Raw genomic sequence first — 22,278 nt, forward strand, 5'->3', positions numbered from 1 at the left:
ACCTTTTTTCCCTTCTGTTTATAAGCGCTTCTTCACAGCATTTGTCGCATAGTGCATAAAACACCAGGACGCTTTGACAAAATGAAGCTGCTCAATTTCTCTGTAGACAAACCACGTTTTTTTCGCTGCTTTCCACTTGTTACTGGAGATGGAGTTCCCAACGATGCGATATTCACTGAGCGGTTCACTCATACCATAGGCTGTAAATCCTCTTTTTAGTATAGACAGCCATGTAGCTAAATCCTGCCTTGTACGAATGTTCGGCATCTCCACATGTCCTACCTTTTGAAGATCAAGCATGACCGTTAAACAGCCGATAATGGTGTTTTTCAGGGCTTCATTATAGTCTAATCTCGCTGGCGCTGTGACGGTTTTTTCTAATGGTTCTCCGTTTTCTGCAATGATGTCATATGCCGTAAATGTAAAGGCATAATCATTTGTCAGCATGAAGTCTACCTGTTTTTCAAGCTTCGTCTCTTTCCACATATCATCGCTGTCTAAAAAAGCGAGAAAGCGTCCCTTTGCCTGTTTGATGGCTGCGTTTCTAGCAATGGCGGCTCCCCCATTTTCCTCTAAATAAATGACGTTGATTCTGTCGTCCGCTTGACTTAAATCCCCTAATAGCTTTCTAGTCCCATCTGTAGAACAATCATCTGCAATGATCAGCTCCCAATTGGAATAGGTTTGGGCAAGGACGGAATGAACTGTATCCGTTAAATAACGTTCCGCATTATACGCCGGTGTAATGATGGATACTAACGGTTGATTGTTCACCTAAGACTCATCTCCAGTTCATTATTAAGATTCTTTGAACACTTCGGGTAAGACCACAAACATGAGCGAGATGCTAAAGCCAATGACAAGCCCAAGCAGTGCCCGTTTTTTGGCTGACATGCCTTTATTGCCCTCATCAAGTACTTGGGCAGGGTCGACAATCTTTGCCTGCTTCATTCCAAGCTTTGTTGACTCCAATTCATATAAGAATCGTTCTTTATCGACTTTGGAATCATTGCTGACCGCTTCGTCTTCAAGAGCAGCTAATCTATTTTCGATGACCTGCTGCCTTTTTGTGAATAATGCTTTGTCTTGCTTGAGAAATGTATCCGACACCTGCTTCACAACAGCCAAAGCACGATCCTTATCGGCATCCGTGAAAGACAGCTGTAATTGTGTATCCGATTGATTGGTAAGAATAAGACGGGTTTTCACATCCTGTCTTTCTTCTTCTTTCACATCACTGAGTGCTTCATTTAGAAATGCATCGCTTTTTAATAGAGATGTCACTTCTGCCATATTGTTATACACCCCATCATCATATTTACCGAGAGTGAAGGTAACAGCAGCTGTATAACTAGACTGCTGCGTCGTTCCTTTAGCAAAAAGGAAACCAAAGGCGCCTAATACAACAGGCAGCAGTATGAGCCATACGATGTACTTTTTGATTCGCTTCCCTATCCTAGATATGAAACCAGACATGTTCATTCTCCCAACATTGACATATTTGCTCTTTCACTAGTGTAGCCATACAAACAAAGCATCACACACGGTTTACCATAACTTGAGTCGTTGTTTGTTTTTCAACATATTCACCGCTGCGATCACCAGTCCTAAAAATACCCAGTGGAAATATAAATTCGAGACGGAGCTAGGACTGATACTTGAAACGAGAAAGCTCAGCATGGCTGCAAACAACCCCTCAATGATCATTTTTGCCGATCTTGTGTCAGCCCATTGGTATTGTTTGTACAGTGTGAACATGAGATAGGCGTATAGTGAGATATAGCCCAGCATGACTGCAAACCCAAAGTTCGTCATCAATTCCAGCAGCCAATTGTGCACTTCTACGACCTGGTCTGTATCAAAGATCGAAAAGTGAGCTAAGTAGTAAGACACATTCCCCGCTCCAACTCCGAATCCGTATGAATTCGTAAAGAAGTGCCAAGCATTTTTGATTAAATTCGCTCTCGCAATATTAGACGGGAGGGGTTCACTAAAAGAATGCGCGACCTGAGAAGCGAGAAACAAGTCATAAAAAACTGAATAAATCTTAGCTGAAAAGACTGCGATACCGATGACGACAAGTCCGCTTGCTGCAATGATTGACCACTTTTTGAGAAAACGCGGGAGCAGCAGCCACACATAGATCGCCACTCCTGCTAATATCCCAAGCAGACTAGCGCGGGATTCGGTTAACAAAATGAGATACAGCGCGGCAATTGCACCTAATAATCCAAACGCTTTGATATAACCGTTTTTCATTTGACGCATGCATGCTAGGTATAAGAAGAAACTAATCGATAAAAACGTTGCAAAGTCATTCTGATTAAAAAAGACAGATGTAGGATAGTGCTGTTTATACGCTGGCCCTAGATACAATGAGGTATTCGGTAAATGGTTCAATGTAAAGTGGTTATAGAACCCAATCCCCATCACAAACACAGTCATGACAAGCCAAATGCTATAAAAGGTCACTACTTGGTCCATTCGCTGAATATACATGACGACAAGAAAGACAAATCCCATCCCCATTGCAAGAAGGGACATATACTTCAGACCGTCTGTGACGGAATGAGCCCAAAGCAGTGAGATGAGCCCGTAAAGAAACCATGCAGCGAAAAAACCAAGAATACCTTTGACACGAATTTGCTGCCACTGAGATATGTACGTCCCCTTATCTCTCATCCGCCATATGAATAAAGCAAAAGCGGCGATGAGCATGATACGGTAGAGAAAAAGACTAAAGAATCCTGCACTAATAGAAAAGAAAGCGTTGTTGAGAAAGGTCAATGTAATCAATAGATAGATGACTGACATGAAGAGTTGCTCACCATTCATGTACAGCTTCATCAACACGAGAGCAACCGACAGGATCAGAAGTATAACCGGAACAGCCACCATCTTCTTTAACCCGACGGGCTGCGAGGATGCCAATTGTACAAGCCCGATCCCTGCTGTAAACAAAATACATCCAATCATGATTTGCCATGCTGTTTGTTTCACACTCATACTCATTATCCTCCTAAGCAACCCATCCGATTTGAGCGATTAAGCCTTGACCTCCTGTTCATAGTAGGAAATGGTACGAGCCAAACCTTCCTGTAAACTCACAACAGGCTCCCATGATAAGACTTGTTTCGTTTCCTCATTTGCCAATGTACTATGCACAATATCTCCTGCACGCTGCGGCTTGTAAATTGGTTCAAGATGCGACCTCGTCACTCGCTTCATCGTTTGAAACAGCTCATTCACAGTGATCGAATCCCCACATGAAATATTTAAACAAACGTTTGATTGAGCTGTTAAAGCCGCAACATTCGCTGCTGCTAGATCACCTACATAGATGAAATCTCTTGTTTGTTCCCCGTCTCCAAAAATGTAAGGAGCCTCATCCTTTGCAAACTTATCAGAGAAAATAGAGACAACCCCGCCTTCGCCAAGTGCGTCTTGTCGCGGACCATAAACATTGCTATACCGAAGAATACAATAGTCCACATCATACAATGTTTTTGCCATTTCTAAGTACCGCTCTACTGTGAGTTTTGATAAACCATACGGCGAACCAGGCTTTAACTGGTGAGCGGTGTCTACTGGCAGATACACAGGATCTCCATAGACAGCTGCCGATGAGGCAAATACCACTTTCTTGACACCTGTTTCAGCCGCTGCTTTCATGACGTGCAGGGACCCTTTGATATTGACCTCTTCGTCATAAATGAAATTCTGAACAGACACGGCGACACTCACCTGTGCTGCAAGGTGAATGATATAATCCGGTTTTATTTGTTTGATCAAACCGACCGTTTCTGATTTTGTGACATCTGCCTCAATGCATTGAACGGATAGGTGGGCAATATTTTCCCGAGATCCAGTTGAAAAGTTATCCAAAACGATGGGCTCGTAACCTTTTTCTAGTAAAGCCTCTACCGTGTGTGATCCAATAAATCCGCTTCCCCCAGTAACCAATACTTTCTTCATCCAAGCTCCCCCTGTTATTGTGCCTTTGATACCAATTCTGCTTCCCATACGCCTGTGCGGCCGATAGACTGGTAAATAAATCCTCTATCTTTCATTTCTGCTGGATCAAACAAATTCCTTCCATCAATTACAATCGGTGAACGAAGCAGCTGCTTGATTTGATCTTTATCCATCTTCTGTACGTCATCCCATTCTGTTAAGATGAGACAAGCATCCGTATTTTTTACTGTTTCATACAGGTCATTACTGAAGACAGCCTGCGGGCCAAGCTCTCGTTCTGCTTCTACATAAGCAATCGGATCATAGGCCTTCACAAAGGCACCCAGCTCTCTCAGCATTGGGATAATATCTAATGCAGGCGCAGAACGCATATCATTTGTATTCGGTTTGAATGCGAGACCTAAAACAGAGATGGTTTTTCCTCTAATATCACCGAATACACTCATCAGTTTGCTGACAAGGTGTGCTCTTTGGTGATTGTTCGTTTCAATCACGGACTCGATCAGCTTGAACCGGTAGCCTGCTGTTTCAGCAATTTTGAGAAGAGCCATCGTGTCTTTCGGAAAACAAGACCCACCAAATCCAATGCCCGCTTTTAAAAATTTATGCCCGATGCGGCTGTCTAATCCAACTCCTTCACTAACTTTTTCAACATCAGCACCCACCCGCTCGCAAATATTTGCAATGTCATTGATGAATGAGATTTTTGTGGCAAGCATGGCATTTGCAGCATATTTAATCATTTCAGCACTTTCTAAGTTGGTCTCTACAACCTCTGTTTGAAACGGATCATGCAATTTTTTGATGATGGTTGACGCATGGGTGCTTGTCGAGCCTATTACTGCCCGCTCCATATTCATCGTATCTTGGATGGCAGAGCCTTCTCTGAGGAACTCTGGATTGGATACGACATCAAAGGGATATTTACTGCGCGATGCTTTTTCGACAATGGCTTGAACGAGCCGGCCTGTTCCAACGGGCACTGTGCTTTTATTAACGATGATTTTATAGCCATTTAGATGTTCACCAATTGTTTGAGCGACAGCTTTCACGTACGTTAAATCAGCATCCCCCTGTGCTGTCATCGGTGTTCCTACAGCAATATAGATAATCTCTGATTCCCGGATAGCAGCAGGAATATTGGTTGTAAAAATCAGTCTTCCTTCTTCCGTATTCTTTTCAATCAATTCCTTTAAACCCGGTTCATAAATGGGAACGACACCACTTTTTAAGCTGTTGATTTTTGATTCATCGATGTCACAGCAGATGACACGATTTCCGATATCAGCAAAACAAGTACCCGATACTAACCCGACATACCCTGTTCCAATCACAGCAATTTTCTTCAACATTTTTCATCCTCTCAGTAAAAGCATATTGTCCGTTCCAAGCTGTTTATCTATCTATCATTCTTTGCACATTTTATCTTGTTTAAACGATGGATCTTGATTGATGAAGTACCTTTTCATACTGCTGTATGAGCTGCTTCGTATTATTTACTGATGAATATTCTGTATGAACGATTTGATACAGATCGCTTTTCACTTGCTCATTCCATCTGTTTTCATAAAGATAGGCGTGAATGGCCTCTTTTAACTGATTTGCCGAATGCGGATCAACGAGCAAGTGTTGATAGCTAGAAAATAAGGTTGGGAGACCACCGACTCTTGTCGCAATGACAGGCACTTTTAAAGCGAGCGCCTCCAGAACGACGGTTGGCATTCCTTCACTATAGGATGGGAGTGCAAACAGATCGGCTGCCACTAAATAGTCTTTCACGTGATCATTCGGCACCTGCCCTGGGAGTATAATGGATGCTCCAGCCCGTTCTGTTAGCTCCTTTGCAAGGGGACCTTTTCCGACAAAAACTGCTTTCACACCATCCATGCCGCTGACAGCATCAGCTAATTCAAGTAAGCCCTTCTCTTTGACTAATCGCCCGACGAAGACAACGAGCTTGTCGTGAAGGGGTAAGCCTAACTTTTCCCTGATGCCTTGTTGATCTTCTTCCGTTTTAGAAAATGACTGGAGTGGAATACCGAGCGGGAGGCATTTTGCTTCTACTTTGGTCATATCATTTGTCTTTTTAGCAAGCTCCTCACTTACCGTCAGAACAGCAGATGCCTGTTTCACCGCCATTTCAAAGGCTCCATGTGCCCCTTTGCTATAGCCCGGATACACGTTCACATCACTGCCATGTAAGGTCAAAAGATAAGGAATTTGCGTTTCTGTCTGAATCACAGCCGCCGCTCCGCCAGACGGCATTGCAAAGTGCGCATGGATAAAATCTGGTGACAGCTGATAACGCTGCATAGCGCCGAGAACGGAAGCCGCTATTCGTTTACTTGGCTGTGCCCATTTTAGCTGTCCAGGGAGCGCTGTATAGGGCGGCCTGTATACGGTCACTCCGTTTCTCACTTCCTGTTCGGGCAGATCCTTTTTCTGCCGATACGACGCTTTCAGCATCCGCAAAATTGGTGGATTGACTGGGTTGGGACAGATGACGGTCACTTGTATTCCTTGTTTGAGCAGCTCCTGCACCTGCGTTTCATGGAATACGCCTTCACTTGGATGTTTTTCACTAGGATATACACTTGTCAGCCATAGCACCTTCATGACGAACGACCTCTTCTCAATAATTTGCCTGCTACCTGCGGATACATTTTGATGAGCAGCAAGCCATACAATGCTGCACTGACACAAATCGTCAGTCCTAATTGAAGTAAAATGTCTGCTGATGTCAGCTTCATCCCTTGATGCAGGGCTACCGCACAGGCGGCCATCAATAGCGTCATAACAGCAGGCTTGCTAAGTGATTTTAAATACACCTTCATATCTAGCTGAATGACATACGCCATGAGCCATCTGCCGACAATGAAGTTGAGCAGGCTGACACCTGAGTAAACCCAAGCTACTGTGAGCAGACTGCCTGTGCTGACACCTGCGTATAAGGCGCATCCATACACAAGAAGCATACCCGTATCCCAATAAAAGGCTAAGTCCGCTTTCCCCTTTGCAAGGAGTATTGACCCGTTTGGATTCATCAGCACACGCAGAAGGCCGACAATGCACAATATATTAAGAACCGGAACAGCTACGAGCCATTTCTCCCCAAACACTACTTCTATAAAGCTATCTGATACGGCAGCAAGACCGATTAATAGTGGAAAGCTAATCAATGCGAGCATATTCGTCATACTGAGGAAGCCCTCTCGCAGCATGGAGTGATCACGCTGGCTTTTTGCGAAAACAGGGAAGGCCACTCTCGTCACGATTGGGTTAATCTTCAGCACGGGGATCGTCACGATTTGATACGCCAAGCTATAAATTCCTAACGCTTCCGCTCCAAGAAACCGGCCGATTAAAATCATGTCTATGTTCGATCCTGCTCGATTAACTAGTCTAGATGCGAGCTGGAATGCGCCGAATGAGAAAAATTCTTTCACCTCTCCTAATGCAAAAACAGGAGCTGGGCGCCACTTCTTCCAATAAGCTGCGGCATACATAAGTCCTTTTCCTGATTGCAGCAGCACTTGAGAAATGACATAGGCAACAATCGGATTGATAAAGAAGGCCAAAGCGAGTAAAACAATCAGCGATATCATGGTTGCAATGGCTTCAATGGCACTTAATGTTTTAAAGGCTAAGTCCTTTTGCATCATGTATTGGTATTGCTGGCCAATAGGAGCAATCAGAAACATGATCGATAATAGTTTCAGCAACCCTTCCAGCTCTGGCCGGTTATAAAAGGCGGCAATCATTGGGCTTACTAGAATGAGTAAACAGAATAAGACAACTCCAGTGAGTAAGTTGATCCAATATAATGTAGATAATTGACGTTCTGTTGTTTGTTCCTTTTGGATGATCGCTGCCCCGATCCCTAGATCAAGTAAAATCTGCGTAAATATGGTGACAGTTGTGATCATGCCAACGAGTCCAAACTCCTTCAGTGACATCACGTTCCCTAAAAAAGCGAACTGTGCAATTTGGATGATCGTAATGATGAATGCGGACAAGCTTGTCCATTTTGCCCCGCCTAGCATGCGTTTTTTCATACTTGCCATTTCTCTTCCCTACTTTACTTATCTGGCTCCGTCACCCGTCATGATGACTTTTAACGTTTTTACCATAATCTTCGTGTCGAGAGAAAATGTCAAGTTTTGAATATACTGTAAGTCGTGTGTTAATTTTTCACTTGGGCTCATTTCATATCCTCCATTTACTTGAGCTAGACCTGTCAGTCCCGGCTTGACCGCTAATCTTTTTGTAAAACCTGGAATCGTCCGATTAAATTCTGCGGTAAACATCGGTCTTTCCGGCCGCGGACCTACGATACTCATTTCTCCTTTTAACACGTTGATGAATTGAGGGAGTTCATCGATTCTTGTTTTACGAATGAAAGCTCCTACTTTGGTGATACGCGGGTCGTTTTTTTGTGCCCATTTCGCTCCTCCGCTCTCAGCATCGGTTCTCATCGATCTGAGCTTCCATAATTTAAAGTAAACACCGTCTTTCCCGACCCTCTCCTGCATATAAAAGGCTGGTCCCGGTGTTTCCAGCTTAATCAAAAGAGCAAACAGCAAAATGATTGGCGTACTCAACATTAATCCGATGAACGAGAACATTAAATCTATGAAACGTTTTGCAAATAAATAACGAACCATATGTTCTGTTAAGGCAAAAGAGTGGTTTCGTCTCACTTCATATTCTCTATAAAGATTCATCGCTTTCTCTGCACTCACTGACCAGCACCTCACCATTCAAATTAGTTGTTGTGTAAAGAGATGTTCTATGAAAGTCAGTTTAGCAGAGCAACATTAAGCAAATGTAAATGCGTTGTTAAGTCTTGTAAAACTATGTTAAGAATGTGCACTTATATCAAGTTATGCCCTTTTCAACGTAAAAAAGACCCGCAATTCTGCGGGTCTCTGTGTCTTTTCTTTATTTTGCTTTAACGGATTCGATTGTTTTTAATCGAAGGGTTCCGTTTGCATCTTTTGTATAAGTTACTTTCACTTTTGATTCTTCTTTTAAGCTGTTCACTTGTTTAGAAAACGTATTTCCAAATTGAATAGCGACTTCTTTGCCATCAATGTTCACAGCAATGGTATGTCCATCAGCCAAGCCGACATATGTGCCTTCCTTGGTGACTTCATTTTTATTATTTGTTGTTGATTCTTTCTTTGTTTTAGAATCAGTTTTTGATTGTTCCTTAGCAGGTTCTTCTTTTGTGATTTCTTTACTTGAGCTGTCTTTTGCCTCTTCATCAGATTGACCAGATTGCTCTTCTTTTTGAGCAACTGTTTCTTTGCTTTGATCATCCGCTTTTTCATTTGATGACTGATCTTCTGTTTTTTCCTCTGAAGCATTTTCTTTCTTTTGATCAGCTGCTTCGGTTGTTTCCTTTTTGCTGTCATCCTTACTGTTGTCGTTGGATTGATTTGTTGTGCCGCAAGCTGTGAGTAATACACCTAGAAGCAATACTAGAAACGGCATTGTGATTAATTTTTTCAAGATCGTCACCTCTTCATGATTTGTCGATTGGCTATCGCTTGAAGATTCATGCGTAAACCATTCACCTTTTATGTTTCAATTATAACAAAGATAACTAGAAATGAAATGTATTTTTAACTTGACACAATATTGTCGACTCGATTATTTCATAGACTTTTGAAAAAAGGCTGCCGAGAGACGTTCTCGAGCAGCCTAAGAGGAGTATCTTAGGCACCCCTCATGTTTGTATTTTCTTATCTAAAGTAACCAGACACACCGCTTGAAATGCCTGACGCTAAACGATCTTTATACGTAGCAGATTTCAAGATATTTGAGTCAACTGGACTTGACACAAAACCAGTTTCTAAAAGAACACTCGGCATTTTAGAATATTTAATTACGTAGAATCCAGCTGTTTTCACACCACGGTCTCTAGTACCAAGTGCACTGACCATTTTCGGCTGAATGTTTTGCGCAAGCTTCAAGCTGTTTGCAGACGCATATGTTTTGTCATAATACGTTTCTGTTCCGTTTGCACTGCTGTTATCATTTGAGTTCGCATGGACACTAATGAAGATATCTGCATTTGCTGACGCACCTTTACTCACTCGTGTTTGAAGACTGTCAAATGTGTCTGATGTTCTTGACATCGTAACAAGTGCACCCGCGTTGTTTAATTTCGTATTTAAACGCTTGGCTACATCTAAATTCAAGTTCTTTTCATATAACCCGTAGCCTACAGCTCCTGAATCATGTGCACCATGACCTGGATCAATGAATACTTTTTTACCAACAGCCGGGTTCTTCAACTGGTTCACAACAGTCGGAGTCACTGTATTTGTACTGCCTACGACAGTAAATTTGGTGATTTTCTTGCTGCTCACTGTTGCTCTTGTTACTTTTGGCAGCGTCTTTTCATTCGTTAGAAGCAATGCTTTGTTTTGCTTCGCTGCAATTCCTGCAGCAGAAGATGAAGTGGCATAACCAAATCCTCTTCCTACATAGGTATTATTGACGCTCATATTGTACTTTTTCACAATATTTGCCGCGACATCATAACGAGTCGAGCCTTTGATTCGCGTTGGAGACTTTAATTGGTTATAAGCTGCTTTTGTGACGTAATTCTCTCCACCGACTACAATTGTTTGTTTCACGTTGCTTGCTTTTGCAACAGAAGCGATTTCAGAACGAAGTCCCTTTTTATCTGTGTATAGAATTGGGAATCCTTTTTGAGCTGCTACAGGTGCAATTGCAATCCCATGTGCATAGAAAGAACCCTCAACAACAACGACGCCTGCTGGCTTTTTCATTTTTTTCGCGATATTGGCAGATAGCTCATATCGGTTTTTTCCTGAAATACGCTGTGTGGAGATGCCCATTTTTTTCACTTGGTTGACCACGTTGTTTGACACGCTTGATGTACTGCCTAAAACGATCACCGTCTTTGTTTTTAATGAAGTTAAGGCTTTTTTTGTATCACCCGAAAGGCTTTTACTGTTTGTGTAAAGAACTGGTCCATTTTTTTGGTATGCAAGTGGAATTCCTGCTGTTGCATCTGCATACGCAGTTTTTCCTACTAAAACGACTGTACTTGCAGTTCCCCATCCTTTTTTCGCTACGTTTGCCGCTACAGCATATCTGCTCCCGCCATCAATTCGTGAGACTGAATTGTCTGCCAAAGCTGTTGGAACGATAACGAAAATAGCAATGAGGCTGAGGATGGCTGTTTTCATGATTGAGCGCATCGTCTATGTCCTCCTTTAATCCTTTAATAGTTTGTTAGTTTTGTACCCGGATAGTAGAACGAAAGTATAGAAGAATATGAGTTTCCAGATTCTGCTCTAGCTTTGGCTCCGTATTGGCTCATGCCAATGCCGTGGCCATATCCTTTTCCTGAAATCGTAAAGTCATTTGTATTGTTTTTGACTGACGCAAATGTACTTTTCACCTTTGTTGCGCCCATGATGGATCTAAACTCGGTCATCTTCATACTTGCCGTTGTACTTTTGTTTACTGCATATGTGCCTGTTTTATTTTTCAGATGATATGTCAGCTTGATTGATACCGTCTTCGCACGTTGTCCTTTTGTTTTTCCTGAGAACGTCAAGCTTGAGATGGATGCAATCTTCATATCAGATGCAGCTGTTTCTTTATTTTTGAGCAGCCATGATTTGAGACCAGCAAGATCCGCTGCATTTGTCTCTTTTGCCTTAGACCACTGAGATGCTGCTGTGCTAGCAGTCAATGTAGTGCCTAGCTGCTTTTTAGAGAGTTTTAGTGTCCATGCATTGACTGGATCTTTTGTATCCTTTTTGGCCACTAAGTACGGCAATGCATTTGCCCACACTTCTTCACTTGCCTCTGTATAGCCGCCATTACTAGAATAATAGGTGGCTGAAATGAGCTGATTGTTGTATTTCAGTACTTTCCCTTTTGTGGCATCGACAGCTTTTGTCGAATTCGTGTACCAGTTATATCCTCCATATACTTGGAAGGCGGTTGTATCAGGTACGACTTTTCCAATACTTTTCACTGAATACGTTCTAGCGGCCACTGCCTGTGCTTTTAGCGCTTCAACATGCCAGCTTGCAGGCATTTCATTTGGTACTACGCCTTTTAGATAGTCTTCAAATGGAATATTTTCAAGAGTCGGCCTGATATAACCTGATTCAATTGCAAAGTTGACGCTGCCTAGGTAAGGCTTTCCTGCAATTTGAAGGATATTTTTCGTTGAATATTTCTCAGGAACAACTCTTACATTGTTATACGTCTTTATACCTTTTAATGAAATTTTTCCGTTAGAAATATTCAATTGGTAGTTTTGATTTTTTTTCAGATAGACTTGTTTGGCTAATGAGTTCTTCAAGCTATCTTTAATCGCACTTGTGCTACCAGCAAGGTGATAAGCATATGTACCCTTTTCTTTCAGCAGTTTTTTTAGTGACGCTGTGACAGAATCCGGTTTCACATAGACAACAGTACTATTAGACTTTGCAGCCAATTGAGACAGCGGCATAGCATAAATATAGCTAGCGGCTTTTGCCAAATAAACTTTATCTGCATTGATATTTAATTTCTTCATTATATTCACAGAGAGTTCATAGCGATTGGCACCACTGATTCTTGTCACCTGTGACGTTTTTTTAATTTGATTTTCTACTTTTTGTCCCGTACTTTTCGTACTGCCGATGATGATGACTTTGCTTGGCAGCTTGTAAGACGGAATGGAATCTTTTTTTGTTAACAGGATTGGGTAACCCTTTCTCGATGCATAGGATGCAATCGCAATCCCATTCATAAATGAGTTTCCTCCGACAACGACAGCTTGCTTATAGTTACCCATTTCTTTAGCGATTTTTTGGGAGATTTCAAACTTGTCTTTTCCACTAATACGTCTGACTTTCCCATACTTTTTAATAGATTTCTCAGCAGCTGTTGAAATACTTTTCGTGTTACCAACGATCAGGATGTTATCCGGCTTCATTTTCTTCAGCTGATTTTCAGTTGTTTTTGTCAGTTTTTCAATGTTTGTATACAAAATGGGTGCGCCTAGTTTGTAAGCTAACGGTGATACAGAAATAGCATGATCAAATGCATCACGGCTCACAATGACAACTGTTGATGGATTCTTCCAGCCGGCAGACGCGATGCTATTGGCAACTTCGTATCGATTTTTGCCATCATATCTTTTCGTAACAGCCACATTCGACCCTGACAGCTTGTATTCTCCAGCTGTGGATAAGTCCATCGTTTGTTTATTTCCGATATAATTAGACAATTTCACTGAAATTGTCGAGCTAGCCATGGCAGACTGAAAGGGTGCAATTAATAGAGTCATTGTCATGAGAACAATAAGTGTAACGCCTGTTTTCTTCAATTTTGTTCATCCCGCCCATCTTTTTTACTTCTGTTTTTCGATCTTTTGAATTTCCTTTTGACCACTGTCATTGATAAAGTAAGAGATTTCTACTTTGTCTCCTGGTTTGAATTCATTTAAAACATCTTTAAAATTATCCGTAAATTCATAGCTTAAGGTCGTATTCACTTTTTTCACTTCGACTGTATGTGCATCAGCCATTCCAATAAATTCAGCTTTCTCTTCCAGCACCTGAGGAGTTGAACTGCTTGTCTTGTTTTCTCCTGAGGACTGCTCAGCCGTTCCACATGCTGTGAGCACGATACCAAGTAGTAGTATTAAGAACGGTAAAACGACGATTTTCTTCATTTTTTTCACCTCATGTCTTTGTATCGTCTTATAACTTAATATTTTAAGGTAAATTTAAGGTTTTTTGAAACCTTTTTTTTGTTACAACGTCTATATCTAGGTTCAGAGTAAAAAAATAACTTGTTTATCAAGATTCGTAAACCTATAATCATGGAAGAATCATAGAAAAGGTGAGGGACATTATGAGAGCTGAAAGAAAACGAAAGAAGAAAAAAGTTCTTTGGATTGTTTTATCGATTATTGGCTTATTCGTATTAGCAACTGGCGGATATGCATATCATCTTTGGAATACAGCAGCATCAACCGTGGCAGGCATTCAGGAGAATTTAAAGAAGTCAGATAAGCGTGACAAAGATGTCGATTTAAATAAGAAAGACCCGATTTCTATTTTAGTCATGGGCGTTGATGAAAGAAAAAATGACCGAGGCCGTGCAGATACATTAATATACATGACTGTCAATCCAAAAACCAAAACGACTGAGATGGTGAGTATCCCGCGTGATACGTATACGAAAATTGTCGGAAAAGGCACAATGGATAAAATCAACCACTCCTATGCATTCGGCGGTACACAAATGGCAGCTGATACTGTAGAGGAATTGCTTGATGTACCTGTTGATTACTTTGTAAAAGTGAATATGGAAAGTTTTAAAGACATTGTCGATACACTTGGCGGCATTACAGTGAACAGCACATTTGCTTTCAGCTATGATGGCCATTCATTTGGTACAGGAGAAATTAATCTAAATGGCGATCAAGCCCTTGCCTACACAAGAATGAGAAAGCAAGATCCAAAGGGTGACTTCGGACGTCAGCAAAGGCAGCGCCAAGTCATTGAAGGCATCATTGCTAAAGGGGCAAACATCTCATCTATTACAAAGTTCGGCGATATGTTCAAAGTCGTGGAAAACAATATGAAGACCAACATGTCATTCGATGATATGTGGACGATGATGAATGACTACCGTGACGCAAGACAGCATGTGGAGCAGCACGAGCTGAAAGGTACGGGAGCACGCATCAATAATATCTATTATTATCAGCTTGATGATAGCAGTCTGGCTAAAGTGAAGAAGGAATTGAAGGACAGTTTGGAGCAGTAAAAAAAGAAGACTACATGATTGTAGTCTTCTTTTTTTATGATTTAAATGGGGCAGGTTTTTCTTCACTTAATCCAAATCGATGAAGAAGTTCTTGGACGATTCGTTTCGATGCTTGTCCATCACCATAAGGGTTAGACGCCTTCGACATGCTGTCATATTCCTTCTGATCTACTAGCAGCTCTTTTGCCATTTTGTAAATGGTCTCTTCATCCGTACCTGCAAGCTTAAGTGTGCCGGCTTTCACGCCTTCTGGACGTTCTGTTGTATCACGGAGCACTAATACTGGCTTCCCTAGAGAAGGAGCCTCCTCTTGTACACCGCCAGAATCCGTTAAGATAAAGTGCGAAGCGGCAGCAAAGTTATGGAAATCAACGACTTCAAGCGGTTCAATTAAGTGTACACGATCGAGACCACTAAATTCTGTCTGAGCTGCATCACGTACGGCAGGGTTTAAATGAACAGGATAAACGACCTGAACATCTTCAAATTCTTCTACAACACGTCTAATGGCTCTAAACATGTTTTTCATCGGCTGGCCAAGGTTCTCTCTGCGGTGGGCCGTTAACAAGATCATTTTATCTGTGCCTATTTTCTCTAAAATAGAGTGCTGATACTGATCTGTAACCGTTGTTTGCAACGCATCAATCGCAGTATTCCCCGTCACACAAATCGTCTCTTCTTTTTTATTTTCAATTAAAAGATTCTGCTTCGCCTCATTTGTAGGAGCAAAATGAATATCGGCAATTGTGCCTGTCATTTGTCGGTTCAATTCCTCAGGGAACGGCGAGTATTTATTGTGTGTTCTTAAACCCGCTTCAACGTGACCGACTGAAATTTGGTGGTAGAATGCGGCCAAGCTTCCTGCAAAGGTTGTTGTTGTGTCTCCATGAACAAGGACAATATCAGGTTTTTCCTCTTGGAATAATTGATCTAGCTTCAATAGTGCATTTGATGTGATTTCAGATAATGTCTGGCGCTGCTTCATAATGTTTAAATCATGATCTGGTGTAATAGAAAAAGCCTCAAGGACTTGATCAAGCATTTCTCTATGCTGAGCTGTTACAGTAACAATCGAATTTATCTGTGGATGTTTATTCAGTTCAAGGACAAGTGGTGCCATTTTGATCGCTTCAGGTCTAGTACCGAAAATAGTCATTACATTTAGTTTTTTCACTTGTTTAATCCTCTTTCCTAGTATAGTACTTTCAATTATACACAATTTGGAGGATAAATTTAATGGTATAAAAAAAGAAATTTACATTGAATTAACGTTAAATTTCTCTTTCCTTTACATTTAACATATAAAATATGAATTATCTAAAATTCATTTTAGTGAAATCATTTGTCTTTCCTATGATTTGTAAGTTACACTTTAAACAGACGACCAAGAACAAACATTGATTGATTAAATCGGTTATCTATGTAAGGAAGGTGCAAAGTTCATTGAAAAAAGTACGTAAAGCCATTATACCAGCTGCAGGTCTTGGGACACGTTTCCTCCCTGCCACAAAGGCAATGCCTAAAGAAATGCTGCCAATCGTTGATAAACCAACCATTCAATATATTATTGAAGAAGCTGTTGAATCAGGAATTGAAGACATTATTATCGTTACTGGAAAAGGAAAAAGAGCCATTGAAGATCATTTTGATTTTGCACCAGAGCTAGAGCGCAATCTAGAGGAAAAAGGGAAAAGCGAGCTTTTAGAAAAGGTGAGAAAATCCTCAAACATTGCTGACATTCATTACATACGTCAAAAGGAACCTAAAGGACTTGGACACGCTGTTTGGTGCGCACGCAACTTTATCGGCGATGAACCTTTCGCCGTTTTATTAGGTGATGACATTGTCCAAGCTGAAACACCTGGGCTTCGCCAGCTGATGGATGAATATGAAAAGACCCTTTCATCTGTGATCGGTGTTCAGCAGGTAGCAGACAGCGATACGCATCGCTACGGGATCATCGACCCTCTTACACAAGAAGGACGCCGCTATCAAGTGAAAAACTTTGTGGAAAAGCCGCCGCAAGGTACCGCACCATCCAATCTAGCCATCTTAGGACGTTACATTTTCACGCCAGAGATCTTTATGTACCTTGATCAGCAAGAAATTGGTGCAGGCGGGGAAATTCAACTGACAGATGCCATCCAAAAGCTGAATGACATCCAGCGTGTATTCGCCTATGATTTCGAAGGAAAACGATACGATGTCGGTGAGAAGCAAGGCTTCATCGAGACGACTCTCGAGTTTGCCCTTCAAGATGAGGATCTGAAAAAGAAACTCATTCCATTTATGAAACAGCTTCTCGAAAAAGAAGAAGTGAATTAAAAAAAGCTGCCGGTTTCGGCAGCTTTTTATTTCATCACTGAAATCGTCAGTGTATGCTGTTCATTATCAATGACAAACAGATTACTTTCGCCCTTTAATGCGAATTTCGTTTGTTTCTCATTCATCCAAATCTTCTGTTCTGTCAGTCCAAGTGTCGAAGGAGAGATCGGCATCACCTCATGAAAGACAATCGCATTTGCTTCACCATTTTCAATGACATAGTCAGTTTTCTCTGTGGTCAATCGCTCAATCGTTCCGCCTTGATCACTTTTGATCGAGCTCAGCGTTTGCATTTTTTGCTTAAGCACAGATTCTTCTTTTCCAAGGAAAGAAAGTAAATACTCATACGAACCTGCCGATGCAGGCGATACATAGGAATTAAACTGTCCTGGTCCAATGGATAATGACTTTAATTCCTCTGCTTTTTGAAGCGCAGCAGGTTTGACAAAATACGTTTCTGAAGCTGTTTTAATTTGGACGGTTTGTTTATTCTCAGCAACAGCCTGTACTTCTTGTCCAAATGGCAAGGTGACATCCGCCTTTTTTTTCAAGGCTTGGTCTTTGTAAAGTGTGAGTGGATCAGACGTGACAATCACCTGTTGATCCACCTTTTTCATATCGGGAGCTCCCTTGGTCTCCGGGTTCTTCGAATGAGGCGCTTCTATCTTATCTGATGGGATTGCACCAAATGTCGCCAGTGTACGAAGCGGGCGATCTGAAAACATCGATAAGGCAAGCAATATCGTTAATACTGCTAAAACTGTCACTTGAAATGCGGGTCCGAACAGTGAACGCCGTTTTCCGTTCTCTTGATAACGAGACACCTTTTCTGTCTTCTGTACGCCTTTGCGGCCTTCTTTATGTTTCAATTGATATTCTTTTTTCTCTTTCTTTGAAAGCTTGTTAAACCACTCAACAAACTCCTTATACTCTTTCACAACTTTTTTCGTATCATCAAACATACGAAGTTCACCATAATGCATCCAAGCTACCCGATCACAGATTTTTTGAATTTGGCTAATAGAGTGACTGACAAAAAAGATCGTCTTTCCTTGTTCTTTGAATTCTGTAATACGGTCCACACATTTTTGATAGAAGGTTTGGTCTCCAACAGAGAGCGCTTCATCAATAATCAGGATATCTGGATCGATGTGCGCTGAAATGGCAAAGCCAAGGCGCGATTTCATTCCGCTTGAATAGCTCTTTACAGGCTGGTCAATAAAGTCACCAATATCCGCAAACTCTACGATTTTTTCATAAAGCTCGTCTATCTCTTTATTCGTCAGTCCCATCATTAAACACTTTAAGCGAATGTTATCTTTCCCGCTTAATTGGTTGTTCAGCCCTGCAGCAATTGCAATTAACGAAGGCTGGCCGTCCATATCAATTTCACCACTTGTCGGTGGAATGATTTTCGCTAGAAGGTTCGACATCGTGGATTTACCAGATCCGTTGATCCCTACAAAACCAATCGTTTCTCCCTCATAGACATCAAAGGACACATCACGAACAGCAAAAAAACCTTTTTCATTTTTATTAGGAAAAAACAGCCCTTTAATCTTATCTGACTGCTTTTTATATAGGACGTATTGCTTGGATACGTTTCGAAACGAAACCTTTAGTTTCATCGTATAATCTCCTTACTTTTTAAAGAAAATCGACAAATTTATCCCTAAATTTCATATGAAGCAATGAACCGACTGTTAAAAGAAGAAGCGTGATCAGCCAAAAATAAAGTGTGTATTTGACATCATGGAAGAACCATTCTCCCTTTAACAAACTATTTCTAAAACCATCGATAATGTAGAAAAGAGGATTCAATCTTAATATATCCCCAATCCACGCTTTGTCTCCAGTGAGCTTCTCTGAAATATTCCAAAAAATCGGCAGCAAAAAGAAAAGTAATCGTGTCACGGATTGCAAAAGAAATTGATAGTCTCTCACGAGTACGCTAATCGTGGAATTAAACAAACTAAACGAAAACATAAACGCGATCATACAAATAAGATAGTATATATATTGCAGCCAATGTGCGTCAGGATAGATGCCATAGGAAATCAGCACAATCAAATAGACGCCCATCATGACAAAGTAGCTGAACAAGTTGGACATAATCACCACAGACGGCAGCGCACTAATCGGAAAATTCATTTTCGATACCATATTAATGCGTTTAAACACACTGTTTGATCCATCAAGAATCGTCGGACTAATGAAGAACCAAGGGATTAATCCAGCAAGCATCCAGATGATAAATGGAACCTCCATGCCTCCAATGACAATTGGCTGTCCTCCGCGAATGCCCATACCAAAAACAAACCAGTAAGCCAGCATTTGAATCAATGGATTTAAAAACTGCCATAAAACACCTAAATAATTCATCTGATATTTTGATTTTGTTTCATAAACAGCAAGTCGCATAATCAGCGGAAATGAGCTGATTTGCTCCTTTAGTATCGTCAACATTGCGTTCATTCTAATCTTCCTTAGATATAAGTTTTTGGGATTACTTTTTTAAAAAGCACCGCTCATAATTGTAACAGATAACGATGCACATTTCATCTTATAACAAAAGTCATGCACATCAAACTAGAAGACAAAAAACCCCTGAATCCTTTCAATCATAGATTCAGGGGGCATAAGACATTAGATAATTTGATGCTCTTTTAAGAAATCTGTAATTCTTTTCGTATTCTGATTATCGTTAAAGCTGTTAATTTTCAAGTATTTTTCTTTATATTCATCTTCCACAACATACTGATTCTCAATCGCATGTTTGACAATACGAATCAACTCTTGAGTATTATATGCAATCGGTCCTGGAGCATTTTCTTCGTTTACAGGAGGAATTGCTTTATACTGTCTAATCAAGTAATCTTTTTCTTCCCAATAAAAAATAGGGTATGCTCCTCTATATTGTGCATCATAAATAGCAGAAGAGTAATCAGTGATAAACACCTTTGATACTTTTAGCGCTTCCGATGGATTATCAGAAATAATATGTTTATACTGAGGCAGGTTTTGATAAACGTACTGTGAAAATTTGTTATGCGGTACAATTAACAGACGATCAAGAAGACCTGCTTCTTCAAAGCTTTTAATGATTTTAATCAGAACTCTATAGTAAGATGTTTCTTCGATTCTATTTGTATATATTAGTCCCTCTTCCCAATAGCGGTAAGTTGGCATAAAGGCGATCTTATCTGCACCGTCTACTAATTTGGCATGATCAAAAGTTGCGAGACCTGTCAAAATCAAATCCTCACGGTCATATTTCATTTTGTAGAATTCACCAGCCTCTAGTTCAGAGCTGATGACTGATTTATAAATATTATATTGGTTCTTGTCTTTATGGAATCCAAAGGCCATCGGATTATCAACTGGTTTCGCAAACATTATTCCATGCTGCAAAAAGACAAGTGGAACACTCATAATTCTTTCTCTAAGATGATCAATATATAACCTATCATTCAGAACATGGTTAGATAATTCACTTGAAATAAAATAGCTGGCATTGAAGATGCTTAAATAATGTCTCAGACTATATTTCGGAATGATTCCCTTTCCATATTTAGCTTTAAGTGCCGGATAAGCAGTTGATTTCTTATTAAGAATAAAGTAATTTCTTGAGTCTGTTTGACAATTCTCTTGTACATAGTCATACACTCTAATAGCGGATTCATCTGCTTTATCACTCTTTTTCTCAAAAAACAAATTCACACCATACTTCTTGTCTTTATAGAATGATGATAAGATACTCGCTATTTTTATTTTTACTTTACTAAATAAAGAATATTCCTGTGAATAAGGAATAATGGTTGATGTCACATTTCCAAATAGATTTGTTCTTAGTACTTGAAGCTTGTCCCCATTCTTTTTCGTAATATATGTTTTCACCTTTTTATCTCTTTTTTTCAGCCTTAAACTATGGATAATCCGGTTATCATTTCCAACGAATAGGTTATTATGGATTCTGCTGTCTAAGTCAAGATCATTTAACGAAATTTTAAAGAAACCATACCTTTTTAGGAATTTGATCTTTCTAAATGGTCTTATAAATTTCGCCACTTGGTAATCAGAATTTCTAATGTACAGATATTCATATTTTTGGTCTGAATTATACGCGTAATGTGTCAGTCTTCCATAAACATAAAAGCTATTAAACAAACTAAAAATACGTAGTCTTGATGTATGTTTTGTAACAAGATAAGGGTTTCCTCTTACTAAGTAAACACCATTCGTTCTTACATAAATGTAATACCTTTGTTTATTAATCACCAAAATATTAATGATATTATCTTCTTTGAATTGCTCTAATGTATCTTTACCAAAAACCTTGAGCGGCTGATATCTAGGAACAAGTCTAAAGTTGACGATTTTCTTTTGCTCAGTCACCTTATTTAAAATTTTGATTTGATTACGATTATTCACAGTCACTTCAATATCTTTATGTTCCTGCATCACATCAAACAAAATTTTCCTTACATTTAGTTCTTTATTTTGGCAATCATACGTAACGACAAAGTTGAAGGGACTATATTTGATAAAGGAGATGTCTACAAATCTTCTATCTGCCCCATGAATCTTCAAATCCATTTTATAATTCCGATTGATCTCATCTACGTTCAGCAGCCCTGAGAATAATAACAGTTCCTCTTCGCCTCTATATAAGCCATAGCGGTCTAACCCTAATTGTTTGACATATATATCTTCAAATTGATTGTTAATGTCGATAGGATGTATTTGATTTGGTTGAAGAATGTCAGAACTTTCTTTGACAATATACAAGTTCTGATCCTTAGAATAAAGATAGATCATTTCATTAGAATGATCTATTGAAGATTCAAAAATCATCTGATCCTTTACATTAATTTCACAAATCCTCTTTGATTCGTTTACAATTAGCTCTTTAAATTCAAAAGTACACAACTTCTCTATGTCATCAATATATAACACTAACTTTTGTTCATCTAAATTAAGAATTTCTATAAAATTATGATAAAGTTTGTACATTGAAGCACCTCTATATTATTTTCAGCAAATTTACATTACCGGATAATCTTATCTAAATTTAGCATGTTTACTGTTAAAATTCTATGTTTTTTTATTTTTACCATAACTTTTAAATATGTGTACATTGGAATAAAAAACACAAAA

18 protein-coding genes are annotated in these 22,278 nt (G+C 40.0%); 2 read left to right on the forward strand and 16 right to left on the reverse strand.

Features of this window, described 5'->3' with window-relative positions; all coding sequences use genetic code 11:
* Positions 1–18 precede the first annotated feature (18 nt).
* The 12 genes from tuaG to ACQYAC_RS10590 all read right to left on the reverse strand — a co-directional run bounded on the left by tuaG (position 19) and on the right by ACQYAC_RS10590 (position 13,693).
* Positions 19–774 (reverse strand): teichuronic acid biosynthesis protein TuaG, encoded by a 756-nt coding sequence (tuaG, locus tag ACQYAC_RS10535; RefSeq protein ID WP_169055797.1) that lies wholly within the window; start codon positions 772–774, stop codon positions 19–21.
* Positions 775–798: 24 nt separating this feature from the next.
* A complete protein-coding gene (tuaF, locus tag ACQYAC_RS10540) occupies positions 799–1,476 on the reverse strand; it encodes a teichuronic acid biosynthesis protein TuaF (RefSeq protein WP_169055798.1) in 678 nt (225 codons plus the stop codon).
* Between the two features lie 72 nt (positions 1,477–1,548).
* Complete coding sequence (tuaE, locus tag ACQYAC_RS10545) at positions 1,549–3,006, reverse strand: teichuronic acid biosynthesis protein TuaE (RefSeq protein WP_429943254.1); 1,458 nt, start codon at positions 3,004–3,006, stop codon at positions 1,549–1,551.
* Between the two features lie 39 nt (positions 3,007–3,045).
* Positions 3,046–3,975, reverse strand: coding sequence for an NAD-dependent epimerase/dehydratase family protein (locus tag ACQYAC_RS10550; protein WP_429943255.1), 930 nt, complete (start codon positions 3,973–3,975; stop codon positions 3,046–3,048).
* Between the two features lie 14 nt (positions 3,976–3,989).
* A complete protein-coding gene (gene tuaD, locus ACQYAC_RS10555) occupies positions 3,990–5,327 on the reverse strand; it encodes a UDP-glucose 6-dehydrogenase TuaD (RefSeq protein WP_429943256.1) in 1,338 nt (445 codons plus the stop codon).
* A 79-nt stretch (positions 5,328–5,406) separates the two neighbouring features.
* On the reverse strand, positions 5,407–6,591 hold the full coding sequence (gene tuaC / locus ACQYAC_RS10560; protein WP_429943257.1) for a teichuronic acid biosynthesis protein TuaC: 1,185 nt from the start codon (positions 6,589–6,591) through the stop codon (positions 5,407–5,409).
* On the reverse strand, positions 6,588–8,039 hold the full coding sequence (gene tuaB / locus ACQYAC_RS10565; protein ID WP_429943258.1) for a teichuronic acid biosynthesis protein TuaB: 1,452 nt from the start codon (positions 8,037–8,039) through the stop codon (positions 6,588–6,590). Before tuaB ends, tuaC begins: the two co-directional genes overlap by 4 nt.
* Positions 8,040–8,057: 18 nt before the next feature.
* Positions 8,058–8,717: a sugar transferase gene (locus ACQYAC_RS10570; protein ID WP_034281119.1), complete on the reverse strand. Its 660-nt coding sequence runs from the start codon at positions 8,715–8,717 to the stop codon at positions 8,058–8,060.
* Positions 8,718–8,916: 199 nt separating this feature from the next.
* On the reverse strand, positions 8,917–9,489 hold the full coding sequence (locus ACQYAC_RS10575; RefSeq protein ID WP_061409772.1) for a hypothetical protein: 573 nt from the start codon (positions 9,487–9,489) through the stop codon (positions 8,917–8,919).
* 233 nt (positions 9,490–9,722) lie between these two features.
* Complete coding sequence (locus ACQYAC_RS10580) at positions 9,723–11,213, reverse strand: N-acetylmuramoyl-L-alanine amidase (protein ID WP_058013545.1); 1,491 nt, start codon at positions 11,211–11,213, stop codon at positions 9,723–9,725.
* A gap of 23 nt (positions 11,214–11,236) precedes the next feature.
* Complete coding sequence (locus ACQYAC_RS10585; protein WP_144461710.1) at positions 11,237–13,345, reverse strand: SpoIID/LytB domain-containing protein; 2,109 nt, start codon at positions 13,343–13,345, stop codon at positions 11,237–11,239.
* 24 nt (positions 13,346–13,369) lie between these two features.
* Entirely contained in the window at positions 13,370–13,693 is a 324-nt protein-coding gene (locus ACQYAC_RS10590; RefSeq protein ID WP_035701604.1) for a hypothetical protein, read from the reverse strand.
* A 182-nt stretch (positions 13,694–13,875) separates the two neighbouring features.
* On the opposite strand from ACQYAC_RS10590, the gene ACQYAC_RS10595 reads away from it, so the two are divergent.
* On the forward strand, positions 13,876–14,796 hold the full coding sequence (locus tag ACQYAC_RS10595) for a LytR family transcriptional regulator (protein WP_342491026.1): 921 nt from the start codon (positions 13,876–13,878) through the stop codon (positions 14,794–14,796).
* A 34-nt stretch (positions 14,797–14,830) separates the two neighbouring features.
* Here the strand turns inward: ACQYAC_RS10595 and wecB are convergent, their stop codons facing one another.
* Complete coding sequence (gene wecB, locus ACQYAC_RS10600) at positions 14,831–15,970, reverse strand: non-hydrolyzing UDP-N-acetylglucosamine 2-epimerase (RefSeq protein WP_429943259.1); 1,140 nt, start codon at positions 15,968–15,970, stop codon at positions 14,831–14,833.
* A gap of 269 nt (positions 15,971–16,239) precedes the next feature.
* Here wecB and galU point away from each other — a divergent pair, with 269 nt between their 5' ends.
* Positions 16,240–17,121: a UTP--glucose-1-phosphate uridylyltransferase GalU gene (gene galU / locus ACQYAC_RS10605; protein WP_034660174.1), complete on the forward strand. Its 882-nt coding sequence runs from the start codon at positions 16,240–16,242 to the stop codon at positions 17,119–17,121.
* Between the two features lie 26 nt (positions 17,122–17,147).
* On the opposite strand, the gene tagH is transcribed toward galU, so the two are convergent.
* The 3 genes from tagH to ACQYAC_RS10620 form a co-directional block, all read right to left on the reverse strand.
* Positions 17,148–18,749, reverse strand: coding sequence for a teichoic acids export ABC transporter ATP-binding subunit TagH (gene tagH / locus ACQYAC_RS10610; protein WP_429943260.1), 1,602 nt, complete (start codon positions 18,747–18,749; stop codon positions 17,148–17,150).
* Between the two features lie 19 nt (positions 18,750–18,768).
* Complete coding sequence (locus tag ACQYAC_RS10615) at positions 18,769–19,596, reverse strand: ABC transporter permease (RefSeq protein ID WP_142945334.1); 828 nt, start codon at positions 19,594–19,596, stop codon at positions 18,769–18,771.
* 171 nt (positions 19,597–19,767) lie between these two features.
* Positions 19,768–22,134: a CDP-glycerol glycerophosphotransferase family protein gene (locus ACQYAC_RS10620; protein ID WP_339164114.1), complete on the reverse strand. Its 2,367-nt coding sequence runs from the start codon at positions 22,132–22,134 to the stop codon at positions 19,768–19,770.
* Between the last annotated feature and the right edge of the window lie 144 nt (positions 22,135–22,278).

Source organism: Bacillus sp. MM09(2025), assembly GCF_050496725.1.
GTDB lineage: Bacteria > Bacillota > Bacilli > Bacillales > Bacillaceae > Bacillus > Bacillus pumilus.